The organism is Bacteroides timonensis (assembly GCF_000513195.1).
Lineage (GTDB): Bacteria > Bacteroidota > Bacteroidia > Bacteroidales > Bacteroidaceae > Bacteroides > Bacteroides timonensis.
Genome location: NZ_CBVI010000045.1, coordinates 1 through 15,532 on the forward strand (window position 1 = coordinate 1; position 15,532 = coordinate 15,532).

The window sequence follows — 15,532 nt, forward strand, 5'->3', positions numbered from 1 at the left end:
AGTAATAACAGTCTATCAAACTGCTTCACAAAATTACATCACAACGCATACACTTCCGTGCCAGTAATAAGAAATATCAGCCAATCCGACTTTCTATATATGGCTACGCAAGGTTTGCCAGACTCATTTTTCGGAAAAGACATCCCCCTTCGAAAGAAATGTTACGAATTTCGAAACAAGGAAGCCCCCAAAAGTGTTAAATAGACAATAGACAAACCTCTAACTCAGACAGAAGATTATGATAACAAACGAGTTAAATACAGGATTAGTTAATGCCGTCAAAGAGAAACTCCCATCCAAAGAAAATCTTGCCAATACTTTAATGGACATTCTTTATATAGGCAAAGAAGCTATTTACCGCCGGCTTCGGGGTGAAGTACCTTTCACCCTGGCCGAAGCAGCCGTTATATCCCGTAAACTGGGTATATCGCTGGACAAAATGATAGGCGTGAGCTTCCGCGACAATGCCGTTTTCGACATGAACATAGTGGATAGCAGCCAGCCTTACGAAACTTACTATTCCATCCTGGAAAAGCAGGTGGAGCTATTCCGGAAAATAAAAGAAGACGAATACTCGGAAGTTGGAACTTCATCCAATATCATTCCGCTGACTCTTTCATTGAACTATAATATGCTCTCCAAATTCAGGCTATTCAAATGGATGTACCAGAATGAAAACATAAAGTGCAAACACTTTGAAGAAATGGAAATCCCACAGAAGATAGTGGACAAGCAAAAAGAGTATGCCAGCGCAATAAACCACATCCATTCCGTAGATTACATCTGGGATAATATGATTTTCAGCCATCTGATTAATGACATCCAGTACTTCTGCGATGTCCATCTCATCTCCGACGAAGATAAAGGTCTGCTTAAAGCAGAACTACTCCAAGTGGTAGATGATATGGAAGAGTTGGCTACCTGCGGGAAAAGCAAGGCGGGCAACAACATCAGGATCTATATCTCAAACATCAACTTTGAGGCTACCTACAGCTATCTGGATACAAGCATCATACAGCTCAGTATGATCCGGATATATTCCATCAACTCCATTACCACACAGGACAGTGAGATGTTCCGGGGCCTGAAAGAGTGGATTCAGTCATTGAAGAAGTTTTCTACGCTGATATCGGAAAGCGGCGAAATGCAGCGCATCCAATTCTTTAAGCAACAACGGGAAATCATCGGCACATTGTAGACATACTTTACAATCTATGCAATTATCAAATGTCAATAACATCTTTATCTCCTTTACCCATCATTACAAAATCAATAAATCGCGATAATTTTATAGGAAAGATAGGGATAAGAGCTTCTTCCATACATGAGTATCGCAAAGTCTATGTCTCTTGCTGATTCTCATCCGGCAACATCACACGCCTGACATGTTGATCTATCAACACAGTATCGGAATCGGACAATTGGAGTTTACGGCACAGCGCGCATCGCAATTTTTCCATACTGTCCGATCCCATACTTAAAACTCCCATTATCCCCAGGTCTGAATATTCAAGAGCCACAAGCATGACGTATAATTCTTCTTTTCTACTTAAATTGCAAAGCTCCTCAATGCGCGCTAAGGCTCCGGGGAATGCCTTGTGAAAAGCCGCCCTATAAGAATACTGTTCATTAGCAGAGATCTTATTATGGCGCAGCAGGTCTGTCACATCGTCCAAATTCAGAGGACGAACATGATTGTCGGCTTCCTGAATGATGCGGACAAGAACTTTCAGTTTCAGATGATTCATATTACAACGGTCTCTGAAGAGCGTCTTCAACTCCCGTTTAGCATCCTCTCGCACACAATTTTCTCTTTTTTCCAGCTTATCGGCAAGGGCCTGGTTCTGCTCTTTCAGCGAAGCCAACCGCTGACACAGAGTTTTCCGATTCCCCAAGAAAATATGGCGACATTTTGTCAGAAACGTATCTTGAGAGGATTTGTCGGGAGAGTTAAAAGCAGACTTAAACTGCACATAACGGATTTCCTTCTTATCTTCTTTTCCCAGATCATAGAATATAATAAATATGAAGTTAACCCCCATCATTACTATTAAAAACAAATAGAGACTATCCAGAATCATATACGGCTCATCGTGCAAAAATATAATCTCGCCAAATATAACGAAATAAAACAAGGCTACAATAAGCGATATATAGAACAAAACAAATCTAAAACGCTTCATACGTCAACGGATTTTAAAGAAGGACAAATCTAATGAATTATTGCAAATAAAGCAAATGCAAAAAAGCATCTATCATATAAATTAGACCACAATTTATGAATTTGATTCGCAGTAAATTGCTATCACCTCAATAAGCATTACCTTTGCCGAACAATTTAATCACTCAAGTTGAGCAGCATGCGAAACTTAAATTAATAAATCTATATATTCGTAAAACAATCATGAGTCCCGACTTTAACTACAACGAGGTGCCGCTTACTTTCCTCCATTGCCTCAACAAGCAATGCAAAAAAGCTTCCAAATGCCTGAGATATATGGTAACAGCCTATGTCCCGGCCAAATATCCCGCCATCAGTACCGTAAATCCGAACTTCATAGCCTCTTGCAAAGACGCCTGCCCATACTTCATGCCGGACGAGAAGAAACGGTTCGCACTCGGTATCACTCATCTGTTGGACAAGATACCACACAGCCAAGCTGTCAGTATTAAACGCGAAATGATAGCAGAACTGCAACGTGCCACTTATTATCGCTGTTGGCGTAAGGAACGGCTCATCAAACCCGGAGAACAAGAACGTATCCGCCAGATATTCCTCAAATGGGGAATAAACGAAGAGCCTGTATATGACGAATACGTAGAACAGTACGAGTGGTAAAAGGGCGTATATTGTTCCATCGAATAGAAACGACCGTTCCAGTCCTATGGAACGGTCGTTTCTATTCGATGGAAATCTTGTTTCTCAGGCAAGAAAATCTTGTTCCAATTGAGTGAAACAAAATGAAACAAATAAGGGGTACTTTTCCTACTTTAATTCAAAAGGAACAATGCCTTTGACGTCCGCTGCCGAAGCTGCAATGACGGCTTCAAACTTACCCGGTTCGGCTATCCAGGCATGTTGGGCGTCGTCGAAGAAACTCAAGGCTTCTTTGTCGATGGTGAAGGTAACTTCTTTCTCTTCGCCCGGAGCCAGTTTCACTTTCTTGAAGCCTTTCAGCTCCTTAACGGGACGGGGCAGACTGGACTTCTTATCGCTGATATACAACTGCACAACTTCCTGACCCTCGCGGTCACCCGTATTCTTTACGGTTACGGTAAAGGAAATCTGATCAGCGGCAGACATCACTTTCTTGTCAGCGGCAGGTTTGCCATACGCAAATGTCGTATAAGAAAGTCCGTGTCCGAAGGGGAATAAGGGCTTCACCTTCTTTTGTTTATCAGCCCAACGATAACCTACGAAGATACCTTCGTTATATTTCATATCCACCACTTCCTTGCTACGGTCGCCAAAGTACTCGCCAAGGCTGTGGGCCGGCACATCTTCCAGACGGGCGGGGAAAGTGAAAGGCAGCTTACCGGAAGGATTGGCATCCCCCATCAATACAGCGGCAATCGAATTTCCGGCTTCAGAGCCCAGGAACCAGGCTTGCAATACCGAAGGAACTTCCGCAATCCAGGGCATCGCCACGGCATTGCCGGAAACATTCACAACAATCAGATTCTTATTGGCTTTTGCCAAAGCGGAGATGACATCATCCTGTGCATAAGGCAGGCCAAGGGCTTTACGGTCGGAGTCTTCGCAATCCTGATTGTTGCTCTTATTCAGTCCGCCAATAAAGATAACATAATCAGCATCCGCAGCTACTTTTACGGCTTCGGCTATCAATTCCTCGGGCGTACGGTCGTCCTTCAGGTTCTGCCCTGTTACCACACCATTATACTCACCTGTCGCATCACCCACATAACCACGGGCGTAAACCACTTCCGCCTTATCGCCCACACGGTTCCGGATGCCATCCAACGGTGAAAGTTCACGTTGCACTTTCAAAGAGGAACTGCCACCGCCTACGGTCATCATCTTCACGGCATTCTCACCGATAACGGCAATCTTTTTCGCTTTGTTCAGGTCGATAGGCAATACGCCACCGTTGTTTTGCAACAACACAATGCCCTCTTCACCAATGCGGCGTGCCGCCTCATAATGTTCGGGAGAAAGTATGGAACCTAAAGGACGGTTCGCATCCATCGTGGTGCGGAATGCCAGACGCAGGATACGGCGCACCTTGTCGTCCAGTTCTTTCGTACCTACCTTACCGGACTTAATGCGTTCGAGATAAGGCATGGCCAGATAATAATTATCGTAAGCATTGCTATGCCCGTTGGAAAGGCCATCCGTCCAGCTGCCGAACTCCATATCGAGGCCGTTCGTGATAGACTGGTCGGTATCGTGCGTGCCGCCCCAGTCGGAAACGACTACGCCATCAAAGCCCCATTCGCCTTTCAGAATATCGTTCAGCAGATATTGGTTGTGGCAGGCATGCTGGCCTTTATACAGATTGTAAGCACCCATAATAGACCACGTTTTGCCTTCCAGAACGGCTGCCTTGAAAGCAGGCAGGTAGATTTCATAAAGGGCACGGTCGTCTACGATGACGTTGGTGGTGTGGCGGTTGATTTCCTGATTGTTCAGCGCATAGTGCTTCACACAGGCAGCTACGCCATTCTGCTGCACGCCTTGCACGTAGGGAACTACCATGCGGGAAGCCAGATATGGATCTTCGCCCATGTACTCAAAGTTACGTCCGTTCAGCGGTGTACGGTAGATGTTGACTCCGGGGCCTAAAAGGACGGTCTTGTTGCGATAACGCGCTTCCTCACCGATGCTTTTTCCATAAAGCATGGACATATCGGGATTCCAGGTAGCTGCCAGGCAGGTCAAAGCCGGAAAAGCCACACAGGAGTCGTTGGTCCATCCTGCCTGATCCCATTCATCCCAAAGAACCTCAGGGCGGATACCGTGAGGTCCGTCCGTCATCCAGAATTCAGGAATACCCAAACGGGGCACGCCCGGACTGCTGAATTTACTTTGCGCATGCAGCATAGCCACCTTTTCTTCGATAGTCAGCCTTTTCAACGCATCTTCTACCCTTTCTTCAATAGGCTTGGTCGCATCCAGATATGCTGGTTTCTGCTGTGCAAAAAGCGGGAGAGCAACAGCAAACGCCAAACCGAACAATACTTTCTTCATATTGATATTTATTAATAAGTACTCAATCAAAATTAATCCGTAATATAAATGATAATTTAGCGGTGTGGTTTACGGGGTATCTCCATTATTTCATACCTAACGATTGTATATATCCTTCCTGCACCACACAGTTTTTCAGCTTGCAAGCCTCGATGAAATCCATCATCGCCTTGCGTGCCATCACCTGATCGGGACGTGCATCGCGGATTTCCTTGTAGGAAGTACGCGGAGCTTCAGAGAAATAGACGATATTCGCCCAGTTCTCGGGTGGAGTGATACCTACGAAACTGGAACCATCCATCTTCTTATACGGCCAGAAAGTATAACCGATATTATTTTCACGCATAGTCTGGCAGAAAGCGGCCTGCCATTCATCCGTGTTATGGCCTATTTCGCCCATATACATCGGCAGATTCACTTTGTCACGGAAATCAATAATACTCTGGATAGCTTCTTTTGTAGGATCGCCCCCATAGCGGTGACAGGTATACATGATCTTATCATCAAACTTAGAATCCTTGAACGGCTTGAAGTTACCGTTCCATTGTGCACCACCCAACAGGATAATATGGTTAGTGTCCACCTCACGGATAGCAGCTACACCCATCTTATAGATATCTTCCAGTTTGCCGTTCAGTTCTTCCATATTGGGGAAGTACGGGGCAATGGGCTCATTGAAAAGCTCATAACCGAGGATAACCGGCTCATTCTTATAACGGTCTGCAATCTTGCGCCAAATGTCGCAATACAATTGCTGACTCGTTTCGCTTTCAAACAGCCAGGGATATCCGTAACTATCATCGATATTATCACCAGTCTGTCCGCCCGGAGCATCGTGCATATCGAGAATCAGATAAAGACCGGCTTCACGACACCATTCCACTACACTGTCCACACGGGCAAAGCCGTCCTGAGCGGTGGTCAGTCCCATAAAGTCCTCATCGGTGAAGAGTTTATAATGGAACGGGAGGCGGATAGTGTTCGCACCTGTGTTCTTGATGAACTGTACGTCCTCACGGGTAATGTAATTGTCTTTAAATGCTTTCCAAAATTCGGCGGTAAAGTCAGGCCCCACCAGCTGGCTGAACATTTCATTGATGAAACGGGGCGAGTTGGTTTTGCTGAACTTAAACATATACCCTTCCGGGTTCAGCCAGTTGCCCAGGTTGGTACCCATGATAAAGAGTTTCGTACCGTCGGGCTTTATCAGATCTTGCCCTTGAATTGTTACAAACGCGGCAGGTTCCTGTGCTTTTTCTGCCTTTTCACCGCAACTGCCTAACATCAGGGAGGCGGCAAGGAGGGATGTACCCACTAAAATTGATTTGAACATGGTATTATAAATATAAGATTATTTCTTCCAGCGATAAGATGCCACAGCCTTGGCAGGCACTACACAATCCACGCAATTCTTTCCGTCCGTTACTGTCAGGCGGGCTTCAGAGGTTCCTTCATTCAACAGCACAAAAGCCACGGTTCCATCGGGATTTTCGAACGCAGAGTACATCAAGCCTTTCTCTGCCACGCCTTTGCTTTCGATACGGACTGCACCCGGTTTCACCACAGACGACAGGTGGCCGATGATGTAATAATGAGAATTATAAGTCATCGTCCTGTAGTCTTCACGACTGATATCGACCGCACCGTAGCAGGTCTTACATCCTCCTTCACGCCAGGGACCACGCTCATTATCCAGCATCAGATTCCAGACAATAACGCCTTTACACCAGTTGTTTACCGTTCCGAGGGCTACTTCACGCATATCTTCCATCAGTCGTTTTTCAAGATTGCGCCCGTCATTCCACATGCCGATGGAGGTTTCGGTGAAAATCAGTTCCTTGTCAGGACGCTTCTGTTGGATATTGTTCAGTTCTTCGCGCCTGCCACCATAATTGTGATAAGCGGCTCCGGTCAGGAAAGAGGCGGCTACTTCATCATCATACATCTTAACGGGGTATTGTTGCTGATCGGCCATGTTATCGTAGTTGTAGTTATGGTCGAAAGCATAAATCTTCGTATCCAGCCCGGCAGTCTTGAAAGCAGGGCCAAGAGCGTCGCGCACAAATGTCAGTTCTTCCTTCCAACCCATGAACAAAGATGCGGAATTTCCCCTATTCAGCGGTTCATTCTGTGGAGTAACAGAATAAATATCAATACCTTCTTTGCGAAATGCCTCAATCCATTTCACGAAGTAAGTGGCATAATCCCGATAGTAATCCGGATTCAGTTGTCCGCTTGTCCAGGAGTCGAAGGGCTTCTTTTCCTCCAGGTTATTCACCTTCATCCATTTGGGGCATGTCCACGGAGAGCCCAGTATCTTGATGGCAGGATTAATAGCGAGAATATCTTTTAAGATAGGTATCACGTATTCTTTCTCTTCCGTCTGTAAGGCAAAGTTTTCAATGCCTTTCGTATCGCAGCAAGTATATTCGCTCAGTGAAAAATCGGAGCAGCCTATGGAAATGCGGATATAGCTGAAGCCCAGTCCATCTTTATCCGAAAAGGTTTCGGTAAGAAACTTCGCACGGTCAGCAGGTGTCATTTGCATCAGATTGTAGCAGGTAGAACCGGTCACGGCAGCACCGAAACCGTCCATCTCCTGAAATTTCACCTTCGGATTCAGGGTGACTACGGATTCAAACGCAGGAGTTTTAGAGAGCTTCTGAGTAGTGTGATTAAAGCTTTGCTGACGGTCGGCAGTAGTGATGTATACATCGGTTTTCTTCTTTCCGGCCGCATTTTCATCCAATGAAGCGGAAGTCTCGGCACAAGCTGTAATGGCAGCGAATAAACAGCATCCTAATAAAAGAGGTAGTTTCAAGTTCATGGTATGTTTTTCAAGGGTTAATTAATCTTCCACAAAGGTAGGCAAGATAGAGACAGTATGCACCTCCGGTTTATCAAGATGTGGATATGATGAAAGCACACAGAACGATAACAGACTAAATAACAAGACAATAAGTTTGGGATGAGAAAGTAAAAAAGTGGATGAGCAGGAAAGAAATGACGTATGTTTAGCGTATCTTCATAACGCACATTTCAAAGTCATCCCGCGAGACGCACGCTTTATTTTTCACTTTAGCGCGGTAATTATAGATTGTATTGACGGAATAACGAAGGAACTCGGCAATCTGCGAACTATCGTCAATACCCAGACGGATCAAGGCAAAAATACGCAATTCTGTATTCAGCAGTTCGCCCTTGCGGAGTATAATCCGTTCTTCAGGCTGCAACAACTGATTGAACTTTTCTACAAAGTCAGGGAAAAGATGGAGGAAGGCAGTATCGAAGTTCTCGTACAGTTCTTTCAGGTCAGTGTCAAGCACATCTCTTGAACGCACCATCTTCAGTAGTTCCTCCGTCTGTCCGCCGGAAAGTTTTTTGTTGACCATGCGTCGGTAAGCATCCAGACGGTCGATATAGGTAGAACACAGTTTCAGGAAACGGCCGATATATTCCTCTTTTATATGATTGGACATCTGCAACTGTTCATTGGCCTGTTCCAGATGACCGCGGGCTATGGAAAGATGCTTCATCTGCCGATATATCCAGATGATAGCCATAACCAGCAACAGGGACAGGATACTGATCATCCAAAGATAAAAGCGCAGACGGTCGTTCTGCTTCTCCTGCATGGCCTGATAGGTAAGGTCTATCAGAGACAGGATGCCCGCCGTCTGCAAGCTGCGGCTACGGGCATTGTAGTGGTTGGTTTCATCCCACGAGAAGCGAATGTAGCGGTAAGCACGTTCAATGTCTCCTTCTTCATAAAGCAGTTGCGCCAAAGTCCACAAGGAAGCATGATCGGTAATTGCCAGCCGGACATCTGTCAAAGCCGACAAAGCCAGATAATACTTTTCCTGCTGTCTGTCTCCCAACCTACGGTAAAGCAGGGAACGGTGGTAAGTGACCAACGCATATTCCGGGGTATCAGGACGTATGCCCGCCAAACGGCTATCATTTATCTTCAAAGCCTCCTCCAATTGACCGGAGCCGGCGGCTTTCATCTCTTTACGTTCCAGGTAGAGGGCGGAGGCAGGAGAAAGCACCTGCATCAGAGAGTCTCCATATGCGGCGGACAAGCCGTAATAACGGCTGCGCCGGAAGGTATCCTGCGTATACGTCCCCAATTCATTGTATAAATGACGGTAACATTCATAATAATCGGGTAACAAACGGGGAGAAAGCTTAGAGGGATTTATCTTTTCCAGATCTTCGGAAGCTTCTTTATACATACCTGCCGCTGACATCAGATGCGCCCTCCGGATACGGGTTTCATCAGCCGCATCCTGCTCACCGTGCTGTTGCGCCCAGCGCAGGTTACGGCTCAGATAGTAAAGGGCAGAGTCGCAGATGTATGCTTTGTATTCCTGATACATTTCCGCATTCAGCCGGAAGAGCTCCGGAGTTTCCGAACCGGTCTGTACCAATTGCTGCCTCAACGCCTCAATACGGGCTTCACGCACTGCCACATATTCTTTGTGCTTACCGATGGCTACGTCCAAAGCATCAGTCCAGCCATCCATTGCAGGAATATCGGCCGAAGCCGACATTCCTGCAATGCCAACTAAAGTCAGACCTAGAAATATCAGCAGTTTTATCTTCATAGGGGACAAATATAAAAAATTTGTTTCCTATATTTGCAGCATTAACCCCCAAATGTATTCTATAATGAAAAACTTAACACCTCAACGAGTGGCGGCGGTCGATGTATTCCGTGCGCTTACTATGTTCCTAATGCTCTTTGTGAATGATATTCCCGGTCTGAAAAACATCCCCCACTGGCTTAAACATGCCGAAATGAACGAAGATATGCTGGGTTTTTCCGACACAATCTTTCCCGCATTCCTCTTCTGTATGGGCATGTCCGTTTCCTTTGCTATCCAGAACCGCTATCGAAAGGGAGACACTACCTTGCAAGTGATCGCTCATATTTTCTGGCGCACGGTGGCTCTGATTGCCATGGGGCTGTTCTCACTCAACTCCGGCGGCATAGAGGGCGGCATCTCCCATCAATGGTTTTGCATACTGATGGTTATAGGTTTCTTTCTGGTCTGGGCGGTCTATCCCAAGGCCGAAGGTTCAAAAAAGTACCTATTCATCGCAATGAAGGTGCTTGGTGTGGCCCTGCTGGCATTCCTCGTATTATATAAAGACTTAAACGGAAAACCTTTCCATCAGGGTTGGTGGGGCATTCTGGGACTTATCGGTTGGACTTATGTCGTATGTGCCGGTATTTATCTGTTTACCCGCGAAAGTCTGCGCAAGAATGTAATAGCATGGCTGGTAGTTATGCTGCTTGCAGTAATCAGTCATTCCAGTCTGATACCGCAAGAATACGGTTTACGCGTCATACTGTTGCCTTTCATCCCCAGCGACTGGACACTGCATGCATTCGGTATGTCGGGCGTACTCACTTCGCTGTTGATGCAGAAATATGCCGACCGTGAACATCCGCGTAGATTTATCACGATTCTTTGTGTATTGGGTGCTGTCATGCTTGTTGCTGCACTCTGCTCGCATCCTCACTGGATTATTTCCAAGATACAGGCTACCCCGAGTTGGTTGTTCTATTGCCTGGCTGCATTCTTCCCGCTGTTCGGCTTGTTCTATTGGTTGACGGATGTGAAAGGCAAAACGCCCTGGTTCGATATTATCAAACCTGCCGGAACAGCTACACTGACATGCTATATCATTCCTTACGTATGGTATGCTGTGCAGCAATTGCTGGGTTTGCATTATCCAGAGCTATTGAACGCCGGTACTCCGGGCTTATTAAGATCGCTTATATTCTCCCTTATCATTGTCCAATTGACCGGACTGTTGGTGAAGGTTAAAATAAAACTGAAGGTATAACTTTTAAGATTTATGTTAAAGTTACAAACTCCCAACAACGAAAACAAGGTGCTGCTTCATTCCTGTTGCGCACCTTGTTCTTCTGCTATTATCGAATGTCTGCTCGCCAACAACATTCGTCCCACCGTATTTTATTATAATCCCAACATCTATCCTCAGGCAGAATACGATATCCGAAAAGCTGAAGCCATCCGCTATGTACAAGCTCTCGGGCTTGATTTCATGGATGGAGATTACGATTATCAGCTTTGGCGCAGTTCCATGTCAGGGATGGAAGATGAACCTGAACGTGGGAGTCGTTGTCTGCAATGTTTTACTCTTCGCCTGACGGAAACAGCCCGCTATGCCGCAGAGCATGGTTTCACGCTATTCACTACTACCCTTGCCTCTTCCCGTTGGAAAAGTCTCGACCAGATTAATCTGGCAGGACGTCATGCCACCGCTCTCTATCCCGGCACCATCTTCTGGGAGCAGAACTGGCGAAAAGGAGGATTACAGGACCGCCGAAATCAACTTCTTAAAGAGCATGACTTCTACAATCAACAATATTGCGGTTGCGAGTTCAGTATGCGGAGGCTTGAAGAGAAAGAATAAAAAACATCCGATCACAACTTATATTTCTCCATCAGTGACTTCACTGCATCTTTTTTAAAGTGATACTGAAAGAGCACGGGATTATCATCCTCAGATAAGGAATCAGCCAACTCTGATAAAGTCTTACTTCCCGTTGAATCCTCCTTCTTTTCACAAAAGAATTCTGCAGATAGATAACCTACGTGCTCGTCGGAACTCCCTCCCGTCAAAAGTGACGAATAGAGGTTTAAGTCCGAATTATAGGTAGTGGAAATCAAGATTCCCTTTTCTCCATCCCAGACCAACGTTCTTCTGTTATCAATCAATGCAAACAAATAATCGGAAGAAGCCTCTAAAGCGGTTATTCCCGTGCTTATATTCTGCTGACTCATTATCTTTAACAGTTCAAAAAAGTCCAGCTCTTTGTGCTCATCCAGGAAAGCCTCATTAGGAATGGTAGCGGAGGTATCGACATGATAAACCGGAAAAGCCCTGCCATTCTCATATTGATAAAGTTCATTAGAAAACACAGATGCCAAGAAATGCTTATTGTTGAAGGTCACCATTGGAAAGTATAAGAAAGGGTAAAAAGCATCTTTAGTTGTCAACGCCTTTGCATCCATTATCCTTTCCGAAACTAATGTATCTCCTTTCTCTCTAAAGACGCGATACTCACTATCCGCATGAAAAAGATCATTAGGCAAAGGATAAAATGCTAAAAGTTCTCCTCCATCACACAACATTGCCGACTCTATATTGGCATCTTTATCCTCAAGGTAGCTCATAGATATGTAAGTGCCATCATACGCATATCTTAATATTCGCTTTTGCACATTGTTGATAATGCAGACTTGCTTATTCTTACGGTCCAAATAGAAATTATCCATATAGAGATATTCCTCGGGGGCATTTCCTTTATGACCGATTTCATTCAGGAAACGTCCGTCTTTACCAAAGACAAATAGCCCTTTAGCATCTTCGACAAAATAAAAATCACCATCCCTCTTAGTCCTTTGGAGTTCGCCCAGCAAGCACTTCTCCGAAGTTTCTAAAGGAATATAACTAATGCTATCCACTATATCGTATATATCCAATTCAATAGGGCGGTCTTTATTTATTATATTGATTGCCTCTAAACCATTTAGCGACGGTTGCTGGAGGCAGGACGACATAAGAATTATGACTGCTACTATTAGACTATATGACATCCGACTTATGTTCATATTAGTTTCATATTAAAAAGATTCTAAATTAAGGTATATTGTAAGTATAGATCACATCTTCCCGTTCTTGACAGACAGCATACACCTTACCGTTCGCGGAAGAAGCCGCCAGACAATCTACTGGTTTATCTAATAAATAACGACTCACCAGAGCTCCTTCCCAGTTCCAGATTTCCAGAATCTTTCCCTCTTCTTCATCTGTCAAGATATAAATATAATTCTCATCCACATAAGGATAAGACGAGTAATAAATATGTTTTTCCTCAGATATATTTTCATATGGCTGCTGCAACATCTGTTCTTCTAAAAGTTCTCCTTTGGAGTTATAAATTCTACAGAGTTTTATATATGCATAAAAAGCCGCAAATTTATCTCCTTTAGGACTGGCAACGGTCAACTTATTATAAACAAAGCGGTTCAACTCATCTTGCTCTTTTCTCAATAAGCCCCCAGGATAACTGCTAAAGTCGCATACACCTTTATGTTTATCAAGCAAAGTATATTCATATTCCTCCTTGTCAGAAATAAAGCAATAACTGTCATCTTCCAGAAAGAGAAAACGATTCAGTCCTCCCTGTTCTACTTCTAACTGTTTATTCGAAAACACTTTGAAAAGGCCCATAGAGTCTATTGCCACTTCCTTTATTTTGCTTGAAGATAGTTCAAACGTCTTAAATCCATGTGGGGTTGCCTGAAAGGTTCTGTCAAGCATCAGAAAGTCGCTAGGTCCGTCGCCTCTACAGCCTGCACTGAACAAATAGTTACATTCCGGTAATTTCCAAAATGAGAACATGGTGTCCTTTCTCTGTTCATAGGCTACCAACATATTGTTTGTAACAAACAGCCGTGTAACGGACAGTAATACCGGAGGAATAGAAATGCTGTCCGCTCTTAATTCTTTCAACGAGGGCAACCCCGTGGATGGTTCCTTTCTCGAAGTGCATCCTTCCAACAGAAAGGAAACAGACAAAAACGATACAAAAATACAAATACGGTTCATATTATTTAATTAATTCAAAACGTTCGAATTTAACTTTATCATTCAAGCTTATCACCGGTGACTGATATAAAAGGTTTTCTTCGCATTGATTTATCCCCAAGCCACATTGAACTCAAGGGACAACCTCGTCTAAGTTCAGATAGAATATATCGTCAGCTTTCGGCCTTGTTACGTACAGCCTGTTTCTTACCGTATCCAAAAACATTTTATCAATGTCATAATCCGTTTCCACCTTCTGCACCAATCTGCCATGCCAGTCAAAAACATGAATCGTATTAATATATGGAATTTCAGACATTCCCCACCTATTCTTTCCCCAATACAACGCATATATATAATTATCGTCAGCCTGTACTTCTACATAATAGTTCTTTATATTTTTCTTTTCCCGGAGAGCCGAAAAGCTTTCTCCGCCTTCCATACGATATCCTACAACCTGTCCTGTTTCAAAGTCCAGTATATTCAATTGTGGAAGATGCCCCATCACTTGCGCCACTTTAGTCCCATCAGGCTTAAAGGCATCGGCCGAAGCAAAGTAAGCCTCTGAGATAAGAGACGCTTCTCCTTCTTTTATCGCCTGCTTATAAATAGAATAATTCTTCAATGCCTCATTTGTATCCAGCGTCCGCTTTTGATAAAACAGCAAAGTGGCCTCATCATCACTTAAAGGCACGGGGTCCACTCTGGCAAGCAGGGTGTTATCATCCTGAAGATACATCTCATTATAGCACGCTCCCCTATTCTCATCCCTCCAGGCAAACGGAATCACTCTATCCATAATCGTAGTACCCCGTACGATGGATTGAGTTATATTCCAAACAAATAATTTTCCTTCATTAGGAGCGAACAGCAAAGTCTTCAGTTCATTTTCCCGCTCAAAAAATTGAGAAATAGGACCAACTGCGGCGGCCTCTTCAGGACCGCCTCCCTTGTTACAAAAAGTACCGATCTCTTCTCCCGTATTTATATTGAATATATTGTAGAAGCGATCCGGCAATTTAGGATTCATAAAAAACATGAGAGAATCATATACGGCAATATATCCGAAATTCGCCCCATCTAAAAAAACCGGCTTTAAGGCCACTTTCTTCGCTTCTTTGCCACTGTCTTTAATCGTTTGTATTTCTCCATGAAAAAACAGGCTGTCATCATGCTTCTCATGGCAGCCAATGCAAACGTTCAGCGCCCACATCAAGCTAATTAATTTTCCAATTCTTCTCATATTATTTCTTATGTTTGGGGTCAACTTTTCATCATTTTGGATCTCTCGCTATTTTCCGGCTCTTCGAGTTTCATTGTAAGCATTCGGTAAACTCCGTCTTTTTTTATACTCCTTAATCTCTACCTTTGCGAGTTTTTCTGGTTTTCTCTTAAAAACTCGCAAAACATTCAGAGACGGTTTAGAGTTTTTAAGAGTTTTCCTCTTTCCAGTTTTGAGGTAGTAGTTCAGCTAAGTCTTTGCTATAATCGTTGTCATAGGCATGTATATTCTCCAAGACGTACACGAGCCATCCTCGGAAGTTAACTTCGCTTGCCTTGCAGCATCCCATCAATGAATAAATTACCGCAGCGTTTTCTGCTGCATCATCATTTCCACAGAATAAATAATTCTTTCTTCCCAAGGCTAACGGTCGGATACTATTTTCCGCTAAATTATCCAAAAGTTTGGAT

Annotated in this window: 13 protein-coding genes; 4 read left to right on the plus strand and 9 right to left on the minus strand. The window is 44.2% G+C overall.

Annotated elements, in window-relative coordinates; translation table 11 throughout:
• Nucleotides 1-238 precede the first annotated feature (238 nt).
• On the plus strand, nucleotides 239-1,198 hold the full coding sequence (locus BN161_RS10100) for a hypothetical protein (protein ID WP_044265561.1): 960 nt from the start codon (nucleotides 239-241) through the stop codon (nucleotides 1,196-1,198).
• Between the two features lie 142 nt (nucleotides 1,199-1,340).
• On the opposite strand, the gene BN161_RS10105 is transcribed toward BN161_RS10100, so the two are convergent.
• Nucleotides 1,341-2,183, minus strand: a complete 843-nt coding sequence (locus BN161_RS10105) for a hypothetical protein (protein ID WP_044265563.1) — start codon at nucleotides 2,181-2,183, stop codon at nucleotides 1,341-1,343.
• Nucleotides 2,184-2,404: 221 nt separating this feature from the next.
• Between BN161_RS10105 and BN161_RS10110 the strand changes: the two genes are divergently transcribed.
• Complete coding sequence (locus BN161_RS10110) at nucleotides 2,405-2,839, plus strand: DUF6078 family protein (RefSeq protein WP_044265566.1); 435 nt, start codon at nucleotides 2,405-2,407, stop codon at nucleotides 2,837-2,839.
• A 147-nt stretch (nucleotides 2,840-2,986) separates the two neighbouring features.
• Here BN161_RS10110 and BN161_RS10115 read toward each other — a convergent pair whose 3' ends face one another.
• The 4 genes from BN161_RS10115 to BN161_RS10130 all read right to left on the minus strand — a co-directional run bounded on the left by BN161_RS10115 (nucleotide 2,987) and on the right by BN161_RS10130 (nucleotide 9,816).
• Nucleotides 2,987-5,209 carry a glycoside hydrolase family 3 C-terminal domain-containing protein gene (locus tag BN161_RS10115; RefSeq protein WP_044265568.1) on the minus strand — a complete coding sequence of 741 codons (2,223 nt, stop codon included), beginning with the start codon at nucleotides 5,207-5,209 and terminating at the stop codon, nucleotides 2,987-2,989.
• An 85-nt stretch (nucleotides 5,210-5,294) separates the two neighbouring features.
• Nucleotides 5,295-6,542: a glycoside hydrolase family 5 protein gene (locus BN161_RS10120; RefSeq protein WP_044265571.1), complete on the minus strand. Its 1,248-nt coding sequence runs from the start codon at nucleotides 6,540-6,542 to the stop codon at nucleotides 5,295-5,297.
• A gap of 18 nt (nucleotides 6,543-6,560) precedes the next feature.
• A complete protein-coding gene (locus BN161_RS10125) occupies nucleotides 6,561-8,036 on the minus strand; it encodes a glycoside hydrolase family 30 protein (protein ID WP_044265574.1) in 1,476 nt (491 codons plus the stop codon).
• Nucleotides 8,037-8,223: 187 nt separating this feature from the next.
• Entirely contained in the window at nucleotides 8,224-9,816 is a 1,593-nt protein-coding gene (locus BN161_RS10130; protein WP_044265576.1) for a DUF6377 domain-containing protein, read from the minus strand.
• A 64-nt stretch (nucleotides 9,817-9,880) separates the two neighbouring features.
• Between BN161_RS10130 and BN161_RS10135 the strand changes: the two genes are divergently transcribed.
• Both BN161_RS10135 and BN161_RS10140 read left to right on the plus strand, forming a co-directional pair.
• Nucleotides 9,881-11,065, plus strand: coding sequence for a DUF5009 domain-containing protein (locus BN161_RS10135; RefSeq protein ID WP_044265590.1), 1,185 nt, complete (start codon nucleotides 9,881-9,883; stop codon nucleotides 11,063-11,065).
• A gap of 12 nt (nucleotides 11,066-11,077) precedes the next feature.
• Nucleotides 11,078-11,659, plus strand: coding sequence for an epoxyqueuosine reductase QueH (locus BN161_RS10140; protein ID WP_044265578.1), 582 nt, complete (start codon nucleotides 11,078-11,080; stop codon nucleotides 11,657-11,659).
• An 11-nt stretch (nucleotides 11,660-11,670) separates the two neighbouring features.
• On the opposite strand, the gene BN161_RS10145 is transcribed toward BN161_RS10140, so the two are convergent.
• The 4 genes from BN161_RS10145 to BN161_RS10160 all read right to left on the minus strand — a co-directional run.
• Nucleotides 11,671-12,810, minus strand: a complete 1,140-nt coding sequence (locus BN161_RS10145) for a 6-bladed beta-propeller (RefSeq protein ID WP_244436465.1) — start codon at nucleotides 12,808-12,810, stop codon at nucleotides 11,671-11,673.
• 79 nt (nucleotides 12,811-12,889) lie between these two features.
• Complete coding sequence (locus BN161_RS10150; RefSeq protein ID WP_044265584.1) at nucleotides 12,890-13,861, minus strand: hypothetical protein; 972 nt, start codon at nucleotides 13,859-13,861, stop codon at nucleotides 12,890-12,892.
• A 112-nt stretch (nucleotides 13,862-13,973) separates the two neighbouring features.
• Nucleotides 13,974-15,083 carry a TolB-like 6-bladed beta-propeller domain-containing protein gene (locus BN161_RS10155; protein WP_044265587.1) on the minus strand — a complete coding sequence of 370 codons (1,110 nt, stop codon included), beginning with the start codon at nucleotides 15,081-15,083 and terminating at the stop codon, nucleotides 13,974-13,976.
• 187 nt (nucleotides 15,084-15,270) lie between these two features.
• A partial coding sequence (locus BN161_RS10160; RefSeq protein WP_141651792.1) for an IS66 family transposase occupies nucleotides 15,271-15,532 on the minus strand: 262 nt, incomplete at its 5' end.

What these genes read in the sequence shown, in the direction of transcription:
- BN161_RS10100 (WP_044265561.1), top strand. Translation starts at nt 239, where the DNA reads ATGATAACAAACGAGTTAAATACAGGATTAGTTAATGCCGTCAAAGAG.
- BN161_RS10105 (WP_044265563.1), bottom strand. Translation starts at nt 2,183, where the DNA reads ATGAAGCGTTTTAGATTTGTTTTGTTCTATATATCGCTTATTGTAGCC.
- BN161_RS10110 (WP_044265566.1), top strand. Translation starts at nt 2,405, where the DNA reads ATGAGTCCCGACTTTAACTACAACGAGGTGCCGCTTACTTTCCTCCAT.
- BN161_RS10115 (WP_044265568.1), bottom strand. Translation starts at nt 5,209, where the DNA reads ATGAAGAAAGTATTGTTCGGTTTGGCGTTTGCTGTTGCTCTCCCGCTT.
- BN161_RS10120 (WP_044265571.1), bottom strand. Translation starts at nt 6,542, where the DNA reads ATGTTCAAATCAATTTTAGTGGGTACATCCCTCCTTGCCGCCTCCCTG.
- BN161_RS10125 (WP_044265574.1), bottom strand. Translation starts at nt 8,036, where the DNA reads ATGAACTTGAAACTACCTCTTTTATTAGGATGCTGTTTATTCGCTGCC.
- BN161_RS10130 (WP_044265576.1), bottom strand. Translation starts at nt 9,816, where the DNA reads ATGAAGATAAAACTGCTGATATTTCTAGGTCTGACTTTAGTTGGCATT.
- BN161_RS10135 (WP_044265590.1), top strand. Translation starts at nt 9,881, where the DNA reads ATGAAAAACTTAACACCTCAACGAGTGGCGGCGGTCGATGTATTCCGT.
- BN161_RS10140 (WP_044265578.1), top strand. Translation starts at nt 11,078, where the DNA reads ATGTTAAAGTTACAAACTCCCAACAACGAAAACAAGGTGCTGCTTCAT.
- BN161_RS10145 (WP_244436465.1), bottom strand. Translation starts at nt 12,810, where the DNA reads ATGTCGTCCTGCCTCCAGCAACCGTCGCTAAATGGTTTAGAGGCAATC.
- BN161_RS10150 (WP_044265584.1), bottom strand. Translation starts at nt 13,861, where the DNA reads ATGAACCGTATTTGTATTTTTGTATCGTTTTTGTCTGTTTCCTTTCTG.
- BN161_RS10155 (WP_044265587.1), bottom strand. Translation starts at nt 15,083, where the DNA reads ATGAGAAGAATTGGAAAATTAATTAGCTTGATGTGGGCGCTGAACGTT.